27 protein-coding genes are annotated in these 16,813 nt (G+C 59.7%); 4 read left to right on the top strand and 23 right to left on the bottom strand.

Annotated elements, in window-relative coordinates:
* Window positions 1-151: 151 nt before the first annotated feature.
* The 3 genes from KFK14_RS17765 (at window position 152) to KFK14_RS17755 (ending at window position 2,151) form a co-directional block, all read left to right on the top strand.
* Complete coding sequence (locus tag KFK14_RS17765) at window positions 152-604, top strand: helix-turn-helix transcriptional regulator (protein WP_281417161.1); 453 nt, start codon at window positions 152-154, stop codon at window positions 602-604.
* Window positions 604-1,095 carry a hypothetical protein gene (locus KFK14_RS17760; RefSeq protein ID WP_212608598.1) on the top strand — a complete coding sequence of 164 codons (492 nt, stop codon included), beginning with the start codon at window positions 604-606 and terminating at the stop codon, window positions 1,093-1,095. Before KFK14_RS17765 ends, KFK14_RS17760 begins: the two co-directional genes overlap by 1 nt.
* 222 nt (window positions 1,096-1,317) lie before the next feature.
* On the top strand, window positions 1,318-2,151 hold the full coding sequence (locus KFK14_RS17755; RefSeq protein ID WP_212608597.1) for a KilA-N domain-containing protein: 834 nt from the start codon (window positions 1,318-1,320) through the stop codon (window positions 2,149-2,151).
* A 17-nt stretch (window positions 2,152-2,168) separates the two neighbouring features.
* Here the strand turns inward: KFK14_RS17755 and KFK14_RS17750 are convergent, their stop codons facing one another.
* The 15 genes from KFK14_RS17750 to KFK14_RS17695 all read right to left on the bottom strand — a co-directional run bounded on the left by KFK14_RS17750 (window position 2,169) and on the right by KFK14_RS17695 (window position 13,144).
* Window positions 2,169-2,687 carry a hypothetical protein gene (locus tag KFK14_RS17750; protein WP_212608596.1) on the bottom strand — a complete coding sequence of 173 codons (519 nt, stop codon included), beginning with the start codon at window positions 2,685-2,687 and terminating at the stop codon, window positions 2,169-2,171.
* Window positions 2,684-2,812 (bottom strand): hypothetical protein, encoded by a 129-nt coding sequence (locus KFK14_RS24260; protein WP_281417160.1) that lies wholly within the window; start codon window positions 2,810-2,812, stop codon window positions 2,684-2,686. The genes KFK14_RS17750 and KFK14_RS24260 overlap by 4 nt, the downstream gene beginning before the upstream one ends.
* A complete protein-coding gene (locus KFK14_RS24255) occupies window positions 2,812-2,937 on the bottom strand; it encodes a hypothetical protein (protein ID WP_281417159.1) in 126 nt (41 codons plus the stop codon). The genes KFK14_RS24260 and KFK14_RS24255 overlap by 1 nt, the downstream gene beginning before the upstream one ends.
* The gene (locus KFK14_RS17745) at window positions 2,934-3,338 is read right to left on the bottom strand and encodes a hypothetical protein (RefSeq protein WP_212608595.1); all 405 of its coding nucleotides are present in this window, start codon (window positions 3,336-3,338) and stop codon (window positions 2,934-2,936) included. Before KFK14_RS17745 ends, KFK14_RS24255 begins: the two co-directional genes overlap by 4 nt.
* On the bottom strand, window positions 3,335-3,697 hold the full coding sequence (locus KFK14_RS24090; protein WP_246524688.1) for a ubiquitination-like system serine protease family protein: 363 nt from the start codon (window positions 3,695-3,697) through the stop codon (window positions 3,335-3,337). The genes KFK14_RS17745 and KFK14_RS24090 overlap by 4 nt, the downstream gene beginning before the upstream one ends.
* Window positions 3,694-4,275 (bottom strand): lysozyme family protein, encoded by a 582-nt coding sequence (locus tag KFK14_RS17740; RefSeq protein ID WP_212608594.1) that lies wholly within the window; start codon window positions 4,273-4,275, stop codon window positions 3,694-3,696. Before KFK14_RS17740 ends, KFK14_RS24090 begins: the two co-directional genes overlap by 4 nt.
* Before the next feature lie 77 nt (window positions 4,276-4,352).
* Window positions 4,353-4,655 carry a hypothetical protein gene (locus KFK14_RS17735; RefSeq protein ID WP_212608593.1) on the bottom strand — a complete coding sequence of 101 codons (303 nt, stop codon included), beginning with the start codon at window positions 4,653-4,655 and terminating at the stop codon, window positions 4,353-4,355.
* Window positions 4,645-5,085: a hypothetical protein gene (locus tag KFK14_RS17730; RefSeq protein ID WP_212608592.1), complete on the bottom strand. Its 441-nt coding sequence runs from the start codon at window positions 5,083-5,085 to the stop codon at window positions 4,645-4,647. The genes KFK14_RS17735 and KFK14_RS17730 overlap by 11 nt, the downstream gene beginning before the upstream one ends.
* A 323-nt stretch (window positions 5,086-5,408) precedes the next feature.
* A complete protein-coding gene (locus tag KFK14_RS17725) occupies window positions 5,409-5,810 on the bottom strand; it encodes a hypothetical protein (protein ID WP_212608591.1) in 402 nt (133 codons plus the stop codon).
* A 20-nt stretch (window positions 5,811-5,830) separates the two neighbouring features.
* Window positions 5,831-7,075, bottom strand: a complete 1,245-nt coding sequence (locus KFK14_RS17720) for a tail fiber domain-containing protein (protein WP_212608590.1) — start codon at window positions 7,073-7,075, stop codon at window positions 5,831-5,833.
* Window positions 7,076-7,138: 63 nt separating this feature from the next.
* A complete protein-coding gene (locus KFK14_RS17715; RefSeq protein WP_212608589.1) occupies window positions 7,139-8,689 on the bottom strand; it encodes a phage tail protein in 1,551 nt (516 codons plus the stop codon).
* 15 nt (window positions 8,690-8,704) lie between these two features.
* The gene (locus tag KFK14_RS17710) at window positions 8,705-9,046 is read right to left on the bottom strand and encodes a DUF6950 family protein (RefSeq protein ID WP_212608588.1); all 342 of its coding nucleotides are present in this window, start codon (window positions 9,044-9,046) and stop codon (window positions 8,705-8,707) included.
* The gene (locus KFK14_RS17705) at window positions 9,043-9,636 is read right to left on the bottom strand and encodes a hypothetical protein (RefSeq protein WP_246524687.1); all 594 of its coding nucleotides are present in this window, start codon (window positions 9,634-9,636) and stop codon (window positions 9,043-9,045) included. Before KFK14_RS17705 ends, KFK14_RS17710 begins: the two co-directional genes overlap by 4 nt.
* Window positions 9,636-10,343 (bottom strand): hypothetical protein, encoded by a 708-nt coding sequence (locus KFK14_RS17700; protein WP_212608587.1) that lies wholly within the window; start codon window positions 10,341-10,343, stop codon window positions 9,636-9,638. Before KFK14_RS17700 ends, KFK14_RS17705 begins: the two co-directional genes overlap by 1 nt.
* Entirely contained in the window at window positions 10,343-13,144 is a 2,802-nt protein-coding gene (locus KFK14_RS17695; protein WP_212608586.1) for a tape measure protein, read from the bottom strand. Before KFK14_RS17695 ends, KFK14_RS17700 begins: the two co-directional genes overlap by 1 nt.
* Window positions 13,145-13,206: 62 nt before the next feature.
* Between KFK14_RS17695 and KFK14_RS17690 the strand changes: the two genes are divergently transcribed.
* Complete coding sequence (locus KFK14_RS17690; RefSeq protein WP_212608585.1) at window positions 13,207-13,419, top strand: hypothetical protein; 213 nt, start codon at window positions 13,207-13,209, stop codon at window positions 13,417-13,419.
* On the opposite strand, the gene KFK14_RS24355 is transcribed toward KFK14_RS17690, so the two are convergent.
* The 8 genes from KFK14_RS24355 to KFK14_RS17650 form a co-directional block, all read right to left on the bottom strand.
* Window positions 13,416-13,607, bottom strand: coding sequence for a phage tail assembly chaperone (locus KFK14_RS24355; protein WP_425516690.1), 192 nt, complete (start codon window positions 13,605-13,607; stop codon window positions 13,416-13,418). The genes KFK14_RS17690 and KFK14_RS24355 overlap by 4 nt on opposite strands.
* On the bottom strand, window positions 13,526-13,951 hold the full coding sequence (locus tag KFK14_RS17680; RefSeq protein ID WP_212611285.1) for a hypothetical protein: 426 nt from the start codon (window positions 13,949-13,951) through the stop codon (window positions 13,526-13,528). The genes KFK14_RS24355 and KFK14_RS17680 overlap by 82 nt, the downstream gene beginning before the upstream one ends.
* Window positions 13,951-14,238 (bottom strand): hypothetical protein, encoded by a 288-nt coding sequence (locus KFK14_RS17675; RefSeq protein WP_212608583.1) that lies wholly within the window; start codon window positions 14,236-14,238, stop codon window positions 13,951-13,953. The genes KFK14_RS17680 and KFK14_RS17675 overlap by 1 nt, the downstream gene beginning before the upstream one ends.
* 21 nt (window positions 14,239-14,259) lie before the next feature.
* Window positions 14,260-14,688 (bottom strand): phage tail tube protein, encoded by a 429-nt coding sequence (locus tag KFK14_RS17670; protein ID WP_212608582.1) that lies wholly within the window; start codon window positions 14,686-14,688, stop codon window positions 14,260-14,262.
* 107 nt (window positions 14,689-14,795) lie between these two features.
* Complete coding sequence (gene gp17 / locus KFK14_RS17665; protein ID WP_212608581.1) at window positions 14,796-15,185, bottom strand: tail completion protein gp17; 390 nt, start codon at window positions 15,183-15,185, stop codon at window positions 14,796-14,798.
* Window positions 15,186-15,189: 4 nt separating this feature from the next.
* On the bottom strand, window positions 15,190-15,693 hold the full coding sequence (locus KFK14_RS17660; protein WP_281417158.1) for an HK97 gp10 family phage protein: 504 nt from the start codon (window positions 15,691-15,693) through the stop codon (window positions 15,190-15,192).
* On the bottom strand, window positions 15,693-16,037 hold the full coding sequence (locus KFK14_RS17655; RefSeq protein ID WP_246524686.1) for a phage head closure protein: 345 nt from the start codon (window positions 16,035-16,037) through the stop codon (window positions 15,693-15,695). The genes KFK14_RS17660 and KFK14_RS17655 overlap by 1 nt, the downstream gene beginning before the upstream one ends.
* Window positions 16,038-16,571, bottom strand: a complete 534-nt coding sequence (locus KFK14_RS17650) for a head-tail connector protein (protein WP_212608578.1) — start codon at window positions 16,569-16,571, stop codon at window positions 16,038-16,040.
* Window positions 16,572-16,813 lie beyond the last annotated feature (242 nt).

Here is a 16,813-nt window from a genome sequence, read left to right as displayed (position 1 = left end):
ACAAACCCGAAAGGAAAGAGAGATGCATCTCTCGATCCGGCTTCGGATTTGGAAACTGATCTTCACGATCACGCTCCAAGCCTAGAAGCCCCCGCCCCGGTCACCACAACCGGGGCGGGATAGGGTGAGAAATAGTGGAGGTTGGGCAGCGATGCAACCACATGAGCTTAAGGCGATCAGGCAGGCGATGCGGATGACACAATCTGAGTTAGCCGAGAAGCTGGGCATCACGAAAGAATTTGTGAGTATGATGGAGCGCGGCCGGACGATCGAACCCCGGACGGCCCTCGCCGTCCAGCGGCTATTTGATACGACCCCGCGCTTGGGACCCGAGGGCGGCATCCCCACCACGCTGGTTGAGCGCATGGCCTGCGCTATCTATGGGCAGAAGGTCGGGAACCCGAACTATTGGGGCGCGGTGACGGAGGCGGAGATCAAGGAAGCAAGGGCAGCGCTGGCCGCCCTTCGCCAGCCGACCGAGGCAATTTTGAAGGCTATGCGAGATACAGTGCCGATTGACGGACACGAATGGGAATATGTCGAAAGCGGCGCGGCGGAACATTGGCAAGCCATGATCGACGCAGCGCTGGCGGAGGAAGGGTGATGGCCAAAAACCCGGCAACGGTGCTGATGGGTTATGTACGGCAGGCTTTCCCCAACCGAGAAATCATCCCTGAGCATTTCGCGGCAGCATACGGCCAAGCCGACGGTAGGGGCGACCTAGCGACGATCTGGCTAGAGGGCTGGAGGGCCGGCATCATAGAAGGCGAAGAAAGCCTGTCAGTATTCAATCCATACGCTGATGATACGGAAATCGCGCTGTATGAGGCGTGGCAGGCGGGGTTTGACGCGGCGGGGTGGAGTGGAGCTATGCAGCTTGTTCCCGAACCGCCGTTGATCATCACCGCATCAGAAGCTGAGCTGCGCGCCCTCCGATCCGCCCATGGCGGCCGATCCACTGAGGAGGGTACGGATCTTCACGCCATGTTCGAAGCTATGGCTAAAAAAGGTTGGGTGAAGGAAGTCACGCTAACGGGCGACGGCATTGCGTGGAAGCTGACCCGCGATGGGATAATGCTGGCCCACGGGCAATAAGCGTGGCGAGGGCCAAGATTGGTCCGTTCCCGATTTATTCTTGAAGCGGGACTTACTCCGAATCGTCCGGGTCGCTATAAGCAAAAACGCCAGCCTGACTTGGGGAAGTAGCTGGCGTTTTCGATAATCGATCAGGGAGATCAACTATGTCTAAGGGAGCGTATCTAGGGAATGCGTTAACTCGTCAAGGTCTCCATCGATCCTATATGGAGATTTCTTTATATGACGGACTCTACTTCTAACCAGCTTGCGCTGGTTCCTCATACTTACCAAGCGTCGTTGATCCATCAGCGCTCCGGCGACGGCTACATTAATGCGACAGCGATGTGCAAGGCGGCCGGCAAGAAGTGGAATGATTATTTCCGCATCGGCACCACGAAGGCTTTCCTGGCCGAGCTTTCGACCGTGGCGGGAATCCCCGCAACGGCTCTTGTTCAATCCATACAGGGCGGGAGTCCTGAACTTCAAGGCACGTGGATACACCCCCAAGTCGCCATTCACCTCGCGCAGTGGCTTTCGCCAGAATTCGCAGTCCGGGTCACCGAGTGGGTGTATGAATGGATGTCAGGCAGGCATCCGTCTGAGCGGGTTTGGCGGCAGTTCGAGGATCGCATCTCGCTGGTCTACGACAATGTGCCGCTTGGCTATTTCTGCGTGTTCCGCGCGATCGCAGACCTTTTCGCTTCCATGATTGCCAACGGCGCTGATTTTGGGACGCGAATGATACTGGATATCAGCGTCGGTGGCTGCTGGGCGGCACACTGGAAGTCAGCTAAGCTCTCGGACAAATTTGGAGAGCACGCGAAGTTCCCTCATTATTATCCCGGCTATTTTCCCCAATCATTCTCCAATCCGCAGATGGCTAATTGCTATCCTGAGGACGCGATCCCGACATTCAACCGTTGGCTGCGCGATGTCTACGTCCCTCACAAAATGCCAGCTTATCTGAAAAAGCTCGTGTCGCAGAAGAAGCTGCCGCCGCAGATTGCGAACAATACGCTAGCTGCCTTGGCGGCTCGTGAGGCAGGGCGCGCGTTGCCATCCCCGAATCGGTGAAAGCCTCCGGCGCAGTCTCACGGCTGCGCCAACGCTTCCCGGAGATTCTCCCATGACCGGATCATAAGATCTAGGTTCCGGGCGTTTGTGGTGCAGGCCTTGACGTCGGGCTCATCCACGATGGCCAGTCGACCTTGCAGGGGTTCAGCGGACAGGATGGGATACCGGGCCACACCGGGGGCGGAGGGGGCGCTGCAATCGATCGTGGGCGCTGATTGCAGGCGGTCATCGACATGAGCGATATCATCAGCAAGAGCCTTGTCGCGTTCATCCTGAGCTTCCTTGATGCGGAGATTGGCGTTTTTCTCAGCCGTCAGCGCGGCCAGCTTATTCTGAGCAAAAGCGGTCGCCGTCTTGTCGATGATCGCCACCTCGAAGGCGCGCCGCTCCTCTCTCGCCCACTTCAGGTCGCCCTCAATTTTCGCGCTATGAGTTTGCTCCCACGCGAGCCGGACAGTTTGAACGGTGAGACCAAGGGCGAGCGCAATCGCGGCCCCGCCGAATATCTTGGCGGAGAGGACGGAGAAAATGTTCATTCATCGTCCCCTTGCTGCCACTGATCCCGCGTTTCCATGCCATGTCCGGCAAGCCAGATCGTGACCGCAAAAAGCGCGACAATGATAGCCGCGAATATGCAGCCAGCGACCTGGCCGAAGGACATCAGATGATCCACGTGACCAGGAGACCAAGGGCAAAGCCTATGGCGGTTCCGGCATAGACGTTTCTGGACTTGTACCAGGCCTTGGCGCTGGCGATCTCGTCAGAATAGTTGGGAAGGTCGATCATTTCACATTCTCCGTTGGGATAGGGTTGTTTGTGTCGTTGGCGATTTCCGCTTGGACCGGAGCCGTCGGCGTGGCGTTGGCGCTGGCGGTGATTGCTTCGAAAGCTTTGGCGGTATTGTCCGCGCGCTTCGCATCGGCCGCTTCAGCGCCGAATTTGTTGACGAAGTAGAAGCCGAGCGCAGTCAGAGCCATGCCGCTGATCTGCCCGATGATATAGACAATGATGTCCTTGTTGGCCTCGGGGATCGTCTTGAAAACGAGCAAGGGGAGGGTGGCCACAAAGGCGCTTATGAGGAAGAAAGCGAGGAAGTTTCGGAAGCGCTCCTGCCCCATGCCTGCCGGAGTTTTGTCTACTCCCAGGACGCGGCGCACCGCGGCGTCGAGTTCTTCTTCGCGGGTCATGCTGGCCATTCGGGTAGCGGAACGGTTTGCCCCGACAGTTCATGGGTGCAGTCCGTCAGAAACTGGATTTGGCCGTCAGTGACAAAGGAGTGGCAGATCGAGCATTTCAGTTCAGGAAATTCATCCTTGTCATCCCAGGTGCAATAGCATCCGTCGCCGGGCGGTTGCCCGGGCGCGTAGTGGCCACTTCGGATCAGGATGGAGGGCGTGAAGGTTGGGGCGGCAGGATTGTCATTATATCCCCAGCGAGGCCCGGAGCCTTCGCCCACTGGTACTTGGTGCGCTTGATCGCACCCGGGGCACCAGAATAGCAGACGGTCATCCGCGGCTTGGCGAAGGATTGGCGATAGGGCGCTCATCCCCAGCCACCCAGCACCAGCGCATCCTGAAACCGCCGCGCATATTCGGCGATGCCGGCAGCGCGATCGGTTCCGTTGATGATCCGCCGCGCCTCAGTGAATTGGACAACTGTCCCGAGTTCAGCGGGAAGATAGTCACCGAGACCCTTGCCCGTGAACCACGCTTCCTCCATGCCACGCACGAGTATTTCGGTCGCGATCTGTGGCTTAAGGGCGAGGCCGAAATCCTTCAGCAGTGCGCCGCCAAGGTTGAGCTCTTTGTCCGCACGTTCATAATTCCGGTCCCAGGTGAGCTGGACTAGCCCCCGCCCATATTGAGCCTGACCATACTTGCCGGGCTGTCCATAGGGGCGGCCCTTGCCCTTGCCGATTTCCTCGATCGGCCTGAGGCGCGCCTCGTGCCACGCCGTGGCGAGGCCATATGCGAGCCATGACGTCGACCACCGCGAAGCGGCTTTCAACAGACTTTCGATCACCTCGACCTGAACTTGATCAAGCGGTCCAGTCACGCCGCGGACGCCGGAATAGAAGGTCGCTGGGGTCGATAGATTACGGGTGTCGCCACCGAGCGCGCGCATGATAGCGTTCGCTGTATTTGGCCCCCAGACGCCATCAGGGGTCACTCCCACTTTGCGTTGGATATCAGCTAGCGTCGTCATGTGTCCCCCTTGCGCTTCGCCATCTCGTTTCGAACAGCGCGCTCAATTTCCTGCTCGCGATGGATTTCCCGGGTCAGCTCCAGCGTCTCGCGCATGGTCCCGTCCAGATTTCTGATCGAGGTTGTCAGATCGATCATGACCTGGCGCTCCATGAAGCTGCCCGCCAACAGGACACCTTCGCCCTTCGGCTCGTCAGGCTTGGCTTTCTTTCGCCCAGTCAGGATCCCGCCGACGATGGCCCCGAAACCCGCGCCCAGCCACAGAAGTTGCTGAAGCCATTCCGGCGTTTCAACCGGCATAACTCAATCCCTCCCTACGCCTGAAGGCGGCACGACGGCCGTCGCCAGCAGCGAAGGATAGGGACATGGTGTCCATCACAAACAGCAGGGCGAGATAAGCTATTGCGGGTGAACCCCAGTCGACGCTGAGAGCGCCCCAACATAATCCACCCCATAGCATTATCCGAAAACCACAGCCGATTTGACGAAAGAAGGGCGTGCGGTGCCACGCTCCGTTGATGAGGAGGACAAGCAAGCTCATCACTCCAATAAGGAATGACAGCCACCCCCAGACTGGCTCGGACCAGATCCTGGCCAATGGAGCGAAGAACGGGCGATCAAACAGCGGCTCGGGCTGAAGGACGATCAGGCCCCAGATCGCCTGGGCGGCCGATGTCCCCCATTCCGGCATGCGCTCTCGGAATGTCTCGCGGAAGCGGACGATCAGCATGTTGCCGCTTCCGCCGCAATGGCGAAGCATCCCGCCCGCCCTCCATGTGCATACGTGCGGGAGGGCGGGCGTTCAGCTGTCGTGCGGTTGTCAAAGCCAGCGTTTAGCCTATTGGGCATCGGGCACGCCATAGCGGCTCTTGCTATTCTGGACGCGGTGAGATGACTGCATGCGGAATCGGCTGTGACAAGTTTCGCGGCGAGGCGCGCGCCATGGGAACCCAAGCAAACGAAACACCCATGCGGGGCATTTCGCGCGTTTAACCCTGACCCCGCGTGTTCCAAGTCGGACGTAAGCGGCGGACGAAAAGGTGGCCATGTCGCTCATTCCGCTTCAAGAAATCGATCGATGCGGCCCGGCACCAACGCACCGCGGAAGTGTGCGTTCACGGCAGTCTTGATCAGATCGCGGTCGTCGGGACTTATTTCGATCTCGCCGCCGTCCACAATCTTCATAGCCAGCGCCAGTCGCTTCGACCGCTCACCGATCGACTGCTTTTCCTCGCCATTTTGCGGTGCGATCAGTGCGTCAGCGCATGCGGCGCCAAAAGTCAGCGTTTTCCCGAAGGTTTCGTCCATCTTGGTTTGTATCAGCGCGCCGGCGGTTTCGCCGATATCGTCGGCGATTTCGTTTAGGGCGGTCAGCACAGCCTCGACCGTCACGCCGACGCGGATGCCGGAATTGCGCAGGTCATTGATCGCGCTCGAAAAGTCACGCTTCATCATATTCTCCTGGGTTTGTGATGTCAGGCGGCCAGCGTTCTTTCGATCTGGCCGATGCGGTTTTCGTGATCGTCGACCACGAAAATGGTCTCCTGCAGCGCGACCGCTGCTTTCATGTAAAGGATGCTGTACGCCAGCTCGTAGTGCGTGCTGCCATCATCATTGGCCGCTTTGTTCACCAGCCCCGGCGAAACCTTCAGCGCCTCTTGAGCTATGAGACCCAGATATTCTTTGCCATCATCCCCTTCGTATTTGAGACGATAACGGCGGAAGCGTAACTTACGGAAATCGTCGACCTGCGAGCGAGCGTCGACAATATGATGCTTGAACTTCCGGTCTGAGATGCCGCCCCAGCTGTTGTTCCTGTTGACGCCGTTGCCGCTGGAATAGATCCGCGCGGCATCCCCGACCGTGTCGGTGCAGGTGAGGAAGGTTTCGCTGGTATTGTTGGGCGAGAATGCGTCGAAAGTGATCTGGACGCCGCGAGGGGATGATCCATGCCCATTGGAGACGCGAAGCGCGAACGTGTTCTGGGACTGGCGCAGCTCGTGATATGAACCGCTGGCGAGGAACGTCCCGAGATTGGCCGCTTTGAAGTAGCCCTTCACCTCCAGCGCATTCTGTGGACGCGTGGTGTCGCCGATCCGCGTATTGCTGAAGATCAGGTTAGGCGCAGACCCCGCCACAAACAGATTATATTTGTTCGTGCCGTCCGAGACCTGCGACCGATAGCCAATGGTCTGAGCCGCGCCGCCGGTAATGTCAGCCTGGTCGTAACCGATTGCCGTCCCGGTAATGCGGGAAGCATGCCCAATGTTGCCGCTATAGAAGCTGCGGATGTTGCCGATCGCTCCCGTGCCATCGAGCAGATCGACATCCTGGGCCATGAACACGGTTGCCTCGGCGATCGTGCCGCTGCCCTCATTGGCGATATGGCCTTCCCAGATCCGCGCCGTCGTGATGTTGCCGGTCGAGCTGCCCAGCCGCCCGAGACGGATGAAAGCCTGAGTATAATAGGCGAACGTAACGGTGCCGCCGGAATGCGTAAATTCCATAGCGCCATTGCGCCCGATCACCTGCGCCGCGCTGTTGCCGCCCGCATATGTGTTTTTCTCTACCCACGCGCGGAAATCCGTCGTGCCGCCGCTATGACCGCTATAGGTTCGTTCGACGATCGTATCGCTGGTGCTGCCCGCTGGGAGCGCTCCCAGCGTTTTAGCCCCCAGCTGGCCCTGCAGCGCGCTTAGATAGGCGCGCAAGTCAGGCATGCTCACGTCCTGTCCATCAATAAGGATGTCGGCGATATCGGCCATCTGCTATGTACCCCTTGGTTAAGGTTCGAGCGCGTCCAGACGGGCGCGAATGTCGTCAATGTCGGTTTTACCGTACGTGCCGCCCAGAAGGGCCGCGCTGTCGGCTTCCAGCGGCACTGCTTCGGCCGCATCCGGCGTCGCCGACGATTGCTTGGGCAGCAGCACGGGCTCCGCATAAATGTCCGCATTTTCTTCACGCAGGCCCAACGCGACGCCATAGTCCTGGCTCAGGCTCCATCCGTCGATCGCCCATGTATAGTTGGACAGGCCATAGCGCGCCGTTCCCAGTTGCACGGTTTGCATCGCCCGCGTTTCCAGCCCAGCGATGTTCATCGGCCAATCCACGCGCTTCTCGCATTGGGCGCGGCGAAGCATGATCTCCAGGATGCGTTGTGCGCGCGTATGACTCGTCACATGCGCCAGATCATAGTCCACCTGCCGGATATCGGCTGCCGCTACCCGCCGGGTCGGGATCGGACCAGGCTGGTACAAATCCTCGGGATCGACGAACGTCCCGCTCACGTCTGTGGCCACCGCCTCCGCATCGAGCATCGGGGAGACCCGGATGCCGCCGGCAAGGTCGCGCTCATCCAGCGTCATGGACGGCGGCACCCAATATCCTGGGCGCATCAGGAACACGCCTTCCGAGAAGGTGAAGCCGCCCGCACAGCACGTGACGAACGTGTCGCGTACCTGGCTGGGCGGCGCGCCGACCTCGATCAGGCTGTCGAAGGCATAGCGCTTCTCTGTCCCTCCACTGCCATTGTCGACATTTTCATCGCAGATATTGGTCCAGGCGGACAGCAGCGCGTCGCCCGGTATCTCATCGGCAGCCGCCCCGAATCCTCCTTCCTCGCGCGGCATCGCGAGCCACCAGTAGAAAGCTGGCGTCGCGAGGTTCGTGTAGCCAACCGTTCCGGTGCGGGGGTCGCGAATTTCGTCGCTTCCCTCGATCTCCGCCGACATCGTCGGCATGCCTGCGGACACGACATCCTTGGTCATCTCGAACTTCGCGTAGATCTTCGCCACGCCATAGCCGACATGATCGATTGTCCATTTGCCGCCCGTCGCGGCCCGCCAGCCCGCGGGGGTTTCGTCCGTGTCGTAGGAGCCCCGGCCGAACCATAACCAGGCATGATTGGCATAGACGCCGCTGGTCACCTTGCCGGAGCCGTCTACGGTCACCTCTTCGTCGTTCAGAAACCATTTCGTCACGCCCTTGCAGCGGTGACCGGCCGCAGCCCAGATGAAATAGCGCTCCGTTTTCCCGACAGGATGGTAGAATACCAGCTTGCCGCCCTGCCGCCGCTTGCCGATGATGATGAAGCTGTTCGACACAGAATTGCGGAAGTTGATCGGCGTAGCTTTGGCAGAGGCTGGTTTTCCTGCGAGCTGCTGCATGATAACCCCAGCCGCCACGGATAGCGCTGTAGCGATCAGTGCGGTCGCCAGACTGGTGGCCAATGCAGTCGCGGTAGTTGTACCCAGAGCGGAAAGCAACGCCGGAGCCAGTGCCGGCGCGAGCACGGCTATACCAATCGCGAGACCGAGGCCCACGATACCTTTCACAACCTTTCCCATTACTCAACCCGCCAAGGCAGTCACAGGCCAGGCCTCATCAACCTGACGCATCGGGATCATCGCGCCGCCATAAAATTCGGCGTCCTCGCCCCGGCAGATGCCGATCGCCCAACCGCGCCGGACCACATCGCCACGCTTTGCGACACGGGGATCGACAGGCGTTCCATGCACGGCGCTGATGACAGCGGACATCGTCCTCACCCCAAGCCGCCGCATCATGGCAGCCCACGCGCCAGCGCTGCGCGGCGATGGACCGACGACCGTGCATATGTCCCGCCCGGTGCTGTCCAGAACATGGCCTCGCCACAGGTCTCCGCAGTGATTGCTCCAGTCGGGATCTCTCATACGACAGGATCCTGCTTTTGCTTCGCCCAGAGCAGCGGCACCTCTGTCAGCTTCGGCGCATATTCGAAGAATTTGTCATTGGCATATTTGCGGCGGTGATATTCGTCCGTGAACCGCTTGATACTTGGCCGCTTCTGGTCAATCGCGCGGCTCTCACCCCCCGCGGTGACGGTGATGCTTTCGCCCAAATCATCGATCACATAGGATTGCAACGTCCCCTTCCAGATGCGCTTAACGGCGCGGACCGTCTGGAAATCCGGCGCGAACGCTCCAAGGTAAAGCTCGTATAGGCATCCACGCACAGCCTGGTCGGCAATATCATTGCGAAACTCGCTGGGGATCTGGAACAACGTCGCCTCGATCCCCTGCGCGGAACCGTCGGTGCTTTCCGTCGCCGCGCCGATCGATGCGACACCGTGGATACCCAGCCATTGCCGCATTGCTCCATCGACGGAGGCGAAGGACATCGCGCCCTTGCCAGTGAACGCATAGACGGGATCGGGAAATTCGATCCGCAACGCAAGGAAAGGCTGCAATGTGGGGGCCAGGATTTCCGCCGCCAGCGACGGCGGTAAGTCGCGCCGGTTCATCAGGTCAGATCCTCGGTAAATTCGAGCGCGTAAACGCTTGCCTGACCAATCTCTTCATCGTTCTGCCCCGCATCCTCGCCGCTCAGCCGGAACAGGGATGTTGGTTTCATCGTCACCGCCCGCCCCGACCCGATCGCCGAAGCGAGAGGCGGGTCGAAAGTTACGGTGGTCCGTCCGCCAGCGTCCGCGACCGTGCTGCTATGGATCAGATGGGTCCGCCCATCACCGCCGAAATAATCCCCGGTCTGGAATGGCCGCTGGCCCGGCTTGAAGCCCTTGAAAACCATGCTACTTGCGCCCTGGTCGGCAACATCGTTTAAGGGTTCCGGTGTACCGCTGATAGCGAAGCGCTCGCCGCCCGTGAAATCTTCGCCACCCGTGAAGGTGAAACGCTGTCCAGCGAAACCCTGATAATATTTGCGCAAGCCAATAGGATAGGGTCGCCTGAAGTCCCAGAGTGCCATTCTGTTCGCACCACCGGCCATCTGAATAATCAGGCTGTCGAGTAGGGGCGGGACAAGGGCCGCCGGATGATCGATTTCGCTGGCGACGCCCCGAAATGAGAGCTTGCAGACCCAGCGCGGCGCGGAAAGCGTGTAGACCTTGCGTGTCCGGGTCAGCGGACTTTCCGCCCCGCCCACATGCGGCTGCAGGTAGAATGTCATCCGGAACGGCGAAAGGCCACTTGGCCAAGTAAGATCCGCCATCAGCCTGACCGCCTACCAGATTCGCGAACGCCTTTAATCGCGGCAGCCCTCGCGGCATCAGCGACACGATAGACTTCGGCTCGCGTCGCCAGATCGACGGCACCGGTGAACTGTATGGTCTGATGTACAACCGTCTGAGCAGCCGACCGACCTGCCCCGGCGTTAGCCAGGATGCGGCCGTTAACCTCCGGCACAAATACCTCAGGTCTCTTCTCACCAACGAGATATGCTTGGCCCGCAATCACCGGTCCGCCAAATTCGCGCTTGCCCGAAATCAGGTTGGAAACAAAATCCCCAGCACCACTCGCTGACTTTTGCAGAAAGCCCGACCCACCTCCACCCATCCCGCCGAGCAGATTATTGACGATCGTCTGCTGGATCGCGACGCGGATCAGATCCGAGATGATTTGCTTTGCTACGCCCTTGAAAACGTCCCCAAGGTTCTTCGCGCCCATGATCGCATCGGTAAGGCCGTCATTCAGGTTCTGAAGCCCGCGAACCTGAATGCTCTCCATCTCATCGCTGATGTTTTTGCCCACGCCGCTGACTTCGCGACGATAGCGATCGAGCGGTCCCTCATACTGGCGATTGATGTTCTCCCGGCCCTGGTCCTGCAGGCTGCCCAGGATCGCCAGGCGGCGGCGAGCGATCTCTTTCTGCGTTTCCGTTGCGCTGCGGCTCGCCAGCACGGCGTCCAGTTCGATGCGTTCCTGCTCGAAAGCCAGATCGAGCAGGGAAAGCTCAATTGCCTGCCGTTGGGTGCGTGTATCAGCAAGCCCGGCAGATGCCTGAAGATCATCCCGCGCGTTGGCGTTCGCCGCCTTGGCGAGTTCCTGCGCTTCCTGCGCCAGAGTGTCATCCAGATCGCGGTTGATCCGTCCGGTAAGGATCCCCGGATTGACGCTTGACCCATCGTCCGATCCGTACAGTCGAAGGAGCGCCGCCTTCTGCGCCGCCTTCTGTTCCGCGGTGAAATGCTTATCGGCATCGACTTGGGCGACCCGCTCACGATACTCGGCGCGGAGCAGTTCGAACTGGAGATCCGCGCGCTCGCTGGCATCGGTGACGAGGTCCGCGCGCGCCGCAAGCTCCTCCTGGTTCAGCCGCGCCATTTCCTGAATATGACGCTGCTCGATTTGCTCCGCCGTTGGACCCGATGGCTTCTTCGTCTTCGGCGGTTTTGGGCTGGCCGGGTTCGGCTTTTCCTCGAACGCGGACTCGGGTGTCGCGTTGACTATGCCGGCTTGCTGCTTCGCCAGCTTGATGATCTCGTCATTCTCGGCGATTTTGGCGGCGCGCTCACTGCGCTTCTTATCAGGGTCGTAAATGCCCGAACCGCGCAGCACTGCGTTCGCAACCGGAGCGGCATATTTTAGGATGCTGCCCGATTGATCGGCCTGGCTCTGCTTCGCGCGGAGCTCGGCATTGGCGGTCTCAGCCGCATGAATTCTCGACTGAATGAGGGCAAGTTCAGCGAGCTTGGTGTTCTTCGCCAAAGCAGCCGCCTGCTCGGCAGCAAACTGAAATGCCCCTCCCAGGCCAATGAACTTCCCGGTTGCCGTAGTGGCAGCAGAACCGGCCGTTCCGACGTTGACCCCGGCGGCCTTGGCGCGATCAGCGGCTTTAGCCAGGGCCGCCTCGGCGGAATCAACGGTGCCGATCAAAGCATCCATCTCCGCTTTCGCTTTGATGGACTGGGCCGCCACATAAGACAGGCCGACAACGACAGCGGTGATGGCCAGCCCGGCCGGTCCGCCAAACGCGCCGAGCAGCGCCGACCCAAGCGAACGCGTCGCCGTCGCAGCGGCGAGCGCGCTGCGCACGTAGCCAACCCCCAACCCGGTCACGATCGTAGCAATGGCGGGAATGACGGTTTCCAGATTATCAGCCAACGCCCCGATAGCCGCCGTGAGCGCGGCAGATGCACCGCTAGTTTTCGACGCCTCACCGAAGTAGACCGTGAGGGCATTGTTGAGTTGGGTCATCGCCGCGGCTACGGTCAGCGTGGCTGCGGAGGCTTGTTTCTCCAAGCCGTCGGTGCCTTTCAGGAATGCCTGAAAGAATTCCTGGCTGGTGACCTTCCCCTCAATCACTTCCGCACGGAGCTTCGCTACCGAACCCCCAAAACGATCAATATTACTGGCCACAGCCTGCAGGATCGGGCGAGCGCCCTCATTGATCGAATTGAATTCTTCAGCGCGGACGACGGCGCCGCCAAGCGCCTGCGTCAGCTGCAGGATGGCCCCCGCCGTGGATTCGGCTGTCCCCCCTTGCACCTTCAGCGCCGCTGCTACGCCATTGGAAAATTTCAGTAGGTCGTCCTGTGTGGCACCCAGCTCCTTTCCGCCTTGCGACAGGCGGCCGAACAGTGCGGACAGGCTTTCGATAGAAGTGCCGTATTTCTGGGCCGACGCGAACAGGGCGTTCTGAACGCTTTCGAGGCGCTGCCCCTCCAGTCCTGCGACCTTCAGGCTGTTCTGCATGCGGGTGAAGCCGTCGGTCAGGCTGATGAGTTCGCGGCCACTAAGATAGAGCCCAAACGCACCGGCGAGATTGCGGATCGAATCGCGAATACGGCTGGTCGATGCCTCGATCTGGGCCTGCGCCATCTTGGCGCTCGTCCCGAGCCGCCCCATCGACGAATAGGTTTTTGCAAAGCGCCCATCCAGCTTATCAAGAGCGCGATCGCCGGCCTGTTGGAACCGGTTGAAGATCTGCTCTCCCTGGGCGAGGTTCTTGCGCAGCAGTTCGACTGATGCATCCACTTGGAGCATCAGGGCTTTGACGTCTGTGTCTGCCATGTTGCCCCTGATTGAATTCAGCGCACTGGGGCCGTACCTCTTCCAGAAAGAAGGAGACGGTCATGTTCCCGGCTGGAATTTTACTGTGTGTGTTCGGCGCGCTTTCGGGCGCTTATGCGGTGTTGGCGGGCATGGGCTATCATGCCGCCGACGAGGCCGCTCAAATCGGCCTACAGCAGGTAAGTGCAGGCTTTCTCGCGCTGGTCGGACTGTTGCCCGGCGCGATCTTGATTGCGGGCGCGTCCATCCGGGACGCTATCGTAAGCGGGCGTTAATCCGCTTTCGCCGTGTTCATCTTCTTCCATGCCTCAACGGCAGACCAGAATTCAGCGGGCGTGGAGGACCAGAACTGGCGGGGCGTCCAGTGTAGTGCGGCCGAGGCTATTCCTGCGAGTTGACGACGGGGGTCTCGGTCGTCTGGTTCGTCGTCCCCGTCGTCTTCGCTTTTCCCGAGGCGGCGCATCCCCCTGATACGGCCATCCATAAGATGACCCCCAGCCGGGCGACCACTTCGACCAGGCCGGCCTCATAGACCATCTCGGTGATACGTTGCAGCTGCACGGCCTGAAGCGACGATTGAGTTTCCCGGCCATACGCCCGGATGCACTCCGTCACGACTACAGACGACTCCTCCAACGATATCGCCAGTGCGTCTGACGCCCTTGCCAATTCGAGAAGGGTCTTACCTGTGCCGCGTTCAAAGGCGATAATCGCCTCATAAGAGGGGCGAAGCGTATAAGCCTCGCCCTCTAGTACGAGATCGAATTCCCCGCGAAGCGCGTTCGCAGGCGGGCTTGCGTCCTCCATTATGCGAGCGGCGGCGTCGGTGCGGGATCGACTTTGAGCAGCTGCGCGACAGCGACAGCAACTTCGGTCAAGCCATGTTCGGCGATAGCCCGCGACAAGTCGGCAATGGCCGGTGCATCATCGCCAAGGTAGGGGGCGAGCGCGCCCGCTACATGGTGCGCAAGGGGATTGGCTTGGAGGAGCCGAACCACTTCCGCAGCATTCAGGCCCATCGACGCTATTAGCGCGCCGTCGATATCTGAGGGCTTTTTGACGGTAAATGTTTTGTCGCCGATCTTGATCGTCATAGGTCTTCTCCGATTCGAGGATCAGGCGAGGGTGTCGACTGTGGGGGCGGCAGCCAGGGTTAGCTGCGAAGTGACTTTCAACACGTCATTCTTTGACATGTCGGTGTCGAAATTGCCGATGTAGAGCGAGGCCTGAAACACGACGTCGTCATTATCGCCGGAAGAGCCGCCCTTGCGCACCTGCATGTTTACCGGCGCGCTGCCCTGCGCCAGCGTTTCATAGCGGGTGTAGCCGGTATCGGGCAAGTTGGGGAAAAGCTCGACGTCGATGGTCAGCGACTTGAGACCAGGCGCCTGCGTTCCATACGGAAAATCATCCTTGGTCGAGGTGTCGATCGTATTTGCCTGGCGAGAGATCTTAAGGGTCGTTTGACCCTTCAGCTCCGCATAAGTGCCAGCGACCGCAGTCTCGACCCAAAGCCGATAATTATTCCCGAGTAATTTAGCCATTTTGATGCTCCGTGGACAATAAAAAGGCCCGCCGAAGCGAGCCTGTTGGGTTCAAATGGCTTGCCTCTAGTCGGCGCTTGGGCCGGCTATTTGCCGCGGCAACTGGTTCAGTCTTTCAGCGCGAAGATGTCAAAAATGGAGGTGCCGACATAGCCATCCCCCTCAGGCGTCAAGGTTGCCGTTGACGTTGCAAATGTGAATGTCAGCGTCCAGGGCGCCAAAGCTTCGCTGACGTCGGAGAGGATGCTCTCAATCTGCTGCAAAAATCCAAGGACGGGCTTGCGCTCCTCTCCATCGGTCACGACGAGAATAGTCAGCGCTATCTTCCGATCTGGATCGCCTTTCTCACCAAGTGGAACCGCTTCCATATCGCCAATTATAACCACCGGCGGTAGTGTATCCTCCGGTACGTTTTCAAACACCGACGCGCCTGAAATGGCTATACTGCCCCGAACCCCTGTCAGTAACTCAAAGGTGACCTTTTCCAGGGCATCCATAGCGCTAATCATCGTTACCTCCGGACGCTGCCTTCTTCAGGACGCGATCCCACACAGACTTCAACCGTTGGTTGAGCAGATTGCGAACATCTGGCATGCGCCCGGTGACAAAGCGGCGACCTGAGAAACCTCGCACACGCATCACATATGGTTCGCCCGCGACCTTTCGCCCGCGGACTAGCACGGACCCGGCGACCTTGCGGCGCGTAACCGTGACCAGTTGCGACCGGCGGCCGAGATCGACGATACGGCCATAAAATAGCTTCGCCCGGCCCTTGGGCGTACCGAGCAGGCCAACCCGAAGGCGTAGCGACTTTCGAAGCACCCGCTTCTTGATTCCCGCAGCCAGCTTGCCAGTCCGGCGCGGAGTCCGAGCGATCATGGCCTTCTGGATATCGGCGCCCCCCTGATCGAGGACATCTTCCAACTCCCGATGCATTGCATCGGGCATATTCTTTAATAGCCGACGGAAGGACTTGCCACCTTTCCAGCGTCCCCGCCGTGGCATCAGGTCGACACACCGCTTTCGCAGGTAAGCTCGTTCCTGTCCGACCGCCCATACGGGTCATCGATCGCCCTAATGTTCCAGATCTTGCCGCTGACCTTCTCAACCAGCCGGTGCTTTGTGGTCACATCATCACGGTAGCGGATGACGAAACGCGCGGTGCTTGTGGAGCGCAGAACATTGTCGCGAAGGACTTCATCCCCCCGCATGGGAATCTTCTCTGACCAAATTTCGGCAAGAGGGGTCCACACCTTCGAATGGCCACCCTGGCCGTTAGACGCCAAACTCTCACCCTCGATCCTGATGCGGCATCTGAGCCTACCGACTTGCAGCGGTGTCCAAGCCATCTAAACTGCCCAATTCCGCAAATTGCGACACAGGGCCTTAGCCACATTTTCAGCCCTATTGCCCCCGTCTGCTGCGCCGCGATTGTCGTAATATTCAGTCAACATGATTTTCATCGCCCTCAGGAGATTGGGGGCGAAGTCGATCATTGCGGCAGCATCGGTGAAACCCGCGGTCAGCGAGACCGATATACGGGTGTTTGGAAGGAGCGCTGGGAAGCGCACGCCTGGGGCAGCCGTTATCCTTGCCGGCCGCGTTGTTAGCTGAGCGGTATAATCCGCTGAAGCAAGCGTCTGCGACAACCCATCGGTGTCAGTGTAGCTTATGGTCTCGAGGGTTGTGATCGGCCACGCGCGCAGCCGCGCGTCAAAGGCCGAAACAGATTCAACGATTGCCCGCGAGGTGAGGATCAGGCCGGTGTAATCCTCAACCCACCCCCGTGCTTCGACGATGCAGCTACTGATAAGATCATCCTCATCGTCACCGTCGACGCGAAGGTGCGCTTTGGCTTGCTGAAGACTTAGCGGTTCGCCCACAATTGCCTCATTCTGCACGGTTCGCCGCGCGATCAATTACCAATGGAAATGGCCCCGAGTTTCGCGGCCTTATAAGGTTGTTTCTCCGATGATCCTCCGGACCGTGTCGGCCGCTTCGCCTAAGACACCATTCGGAACTGAAGCAGCTGCTCCTAAATCATCCGTTCTACTTTATCGGGCTGTGACGCTAAACGACGACCGCCAAAAACTCGGCATTGGTCCAGCTCCTATCGTTTGGCCTG

Source organism: Sphingobium phenoxybenzoativorans (genome assembly GCF_018286635.1).
Taxonomy (GTDB): domain Bacteria; phylum Pseudomonadota; class Alphaproteobacteria; order Sphingomonadales; family Sphingomonadaceae; genus Sphingobium; species Sphingobium phenoxybenzoativorans.
Note: the sequence above shows the minus strand (reverse complement) of the source record. Positions and strands in the feature narration are given on the sequence as shown.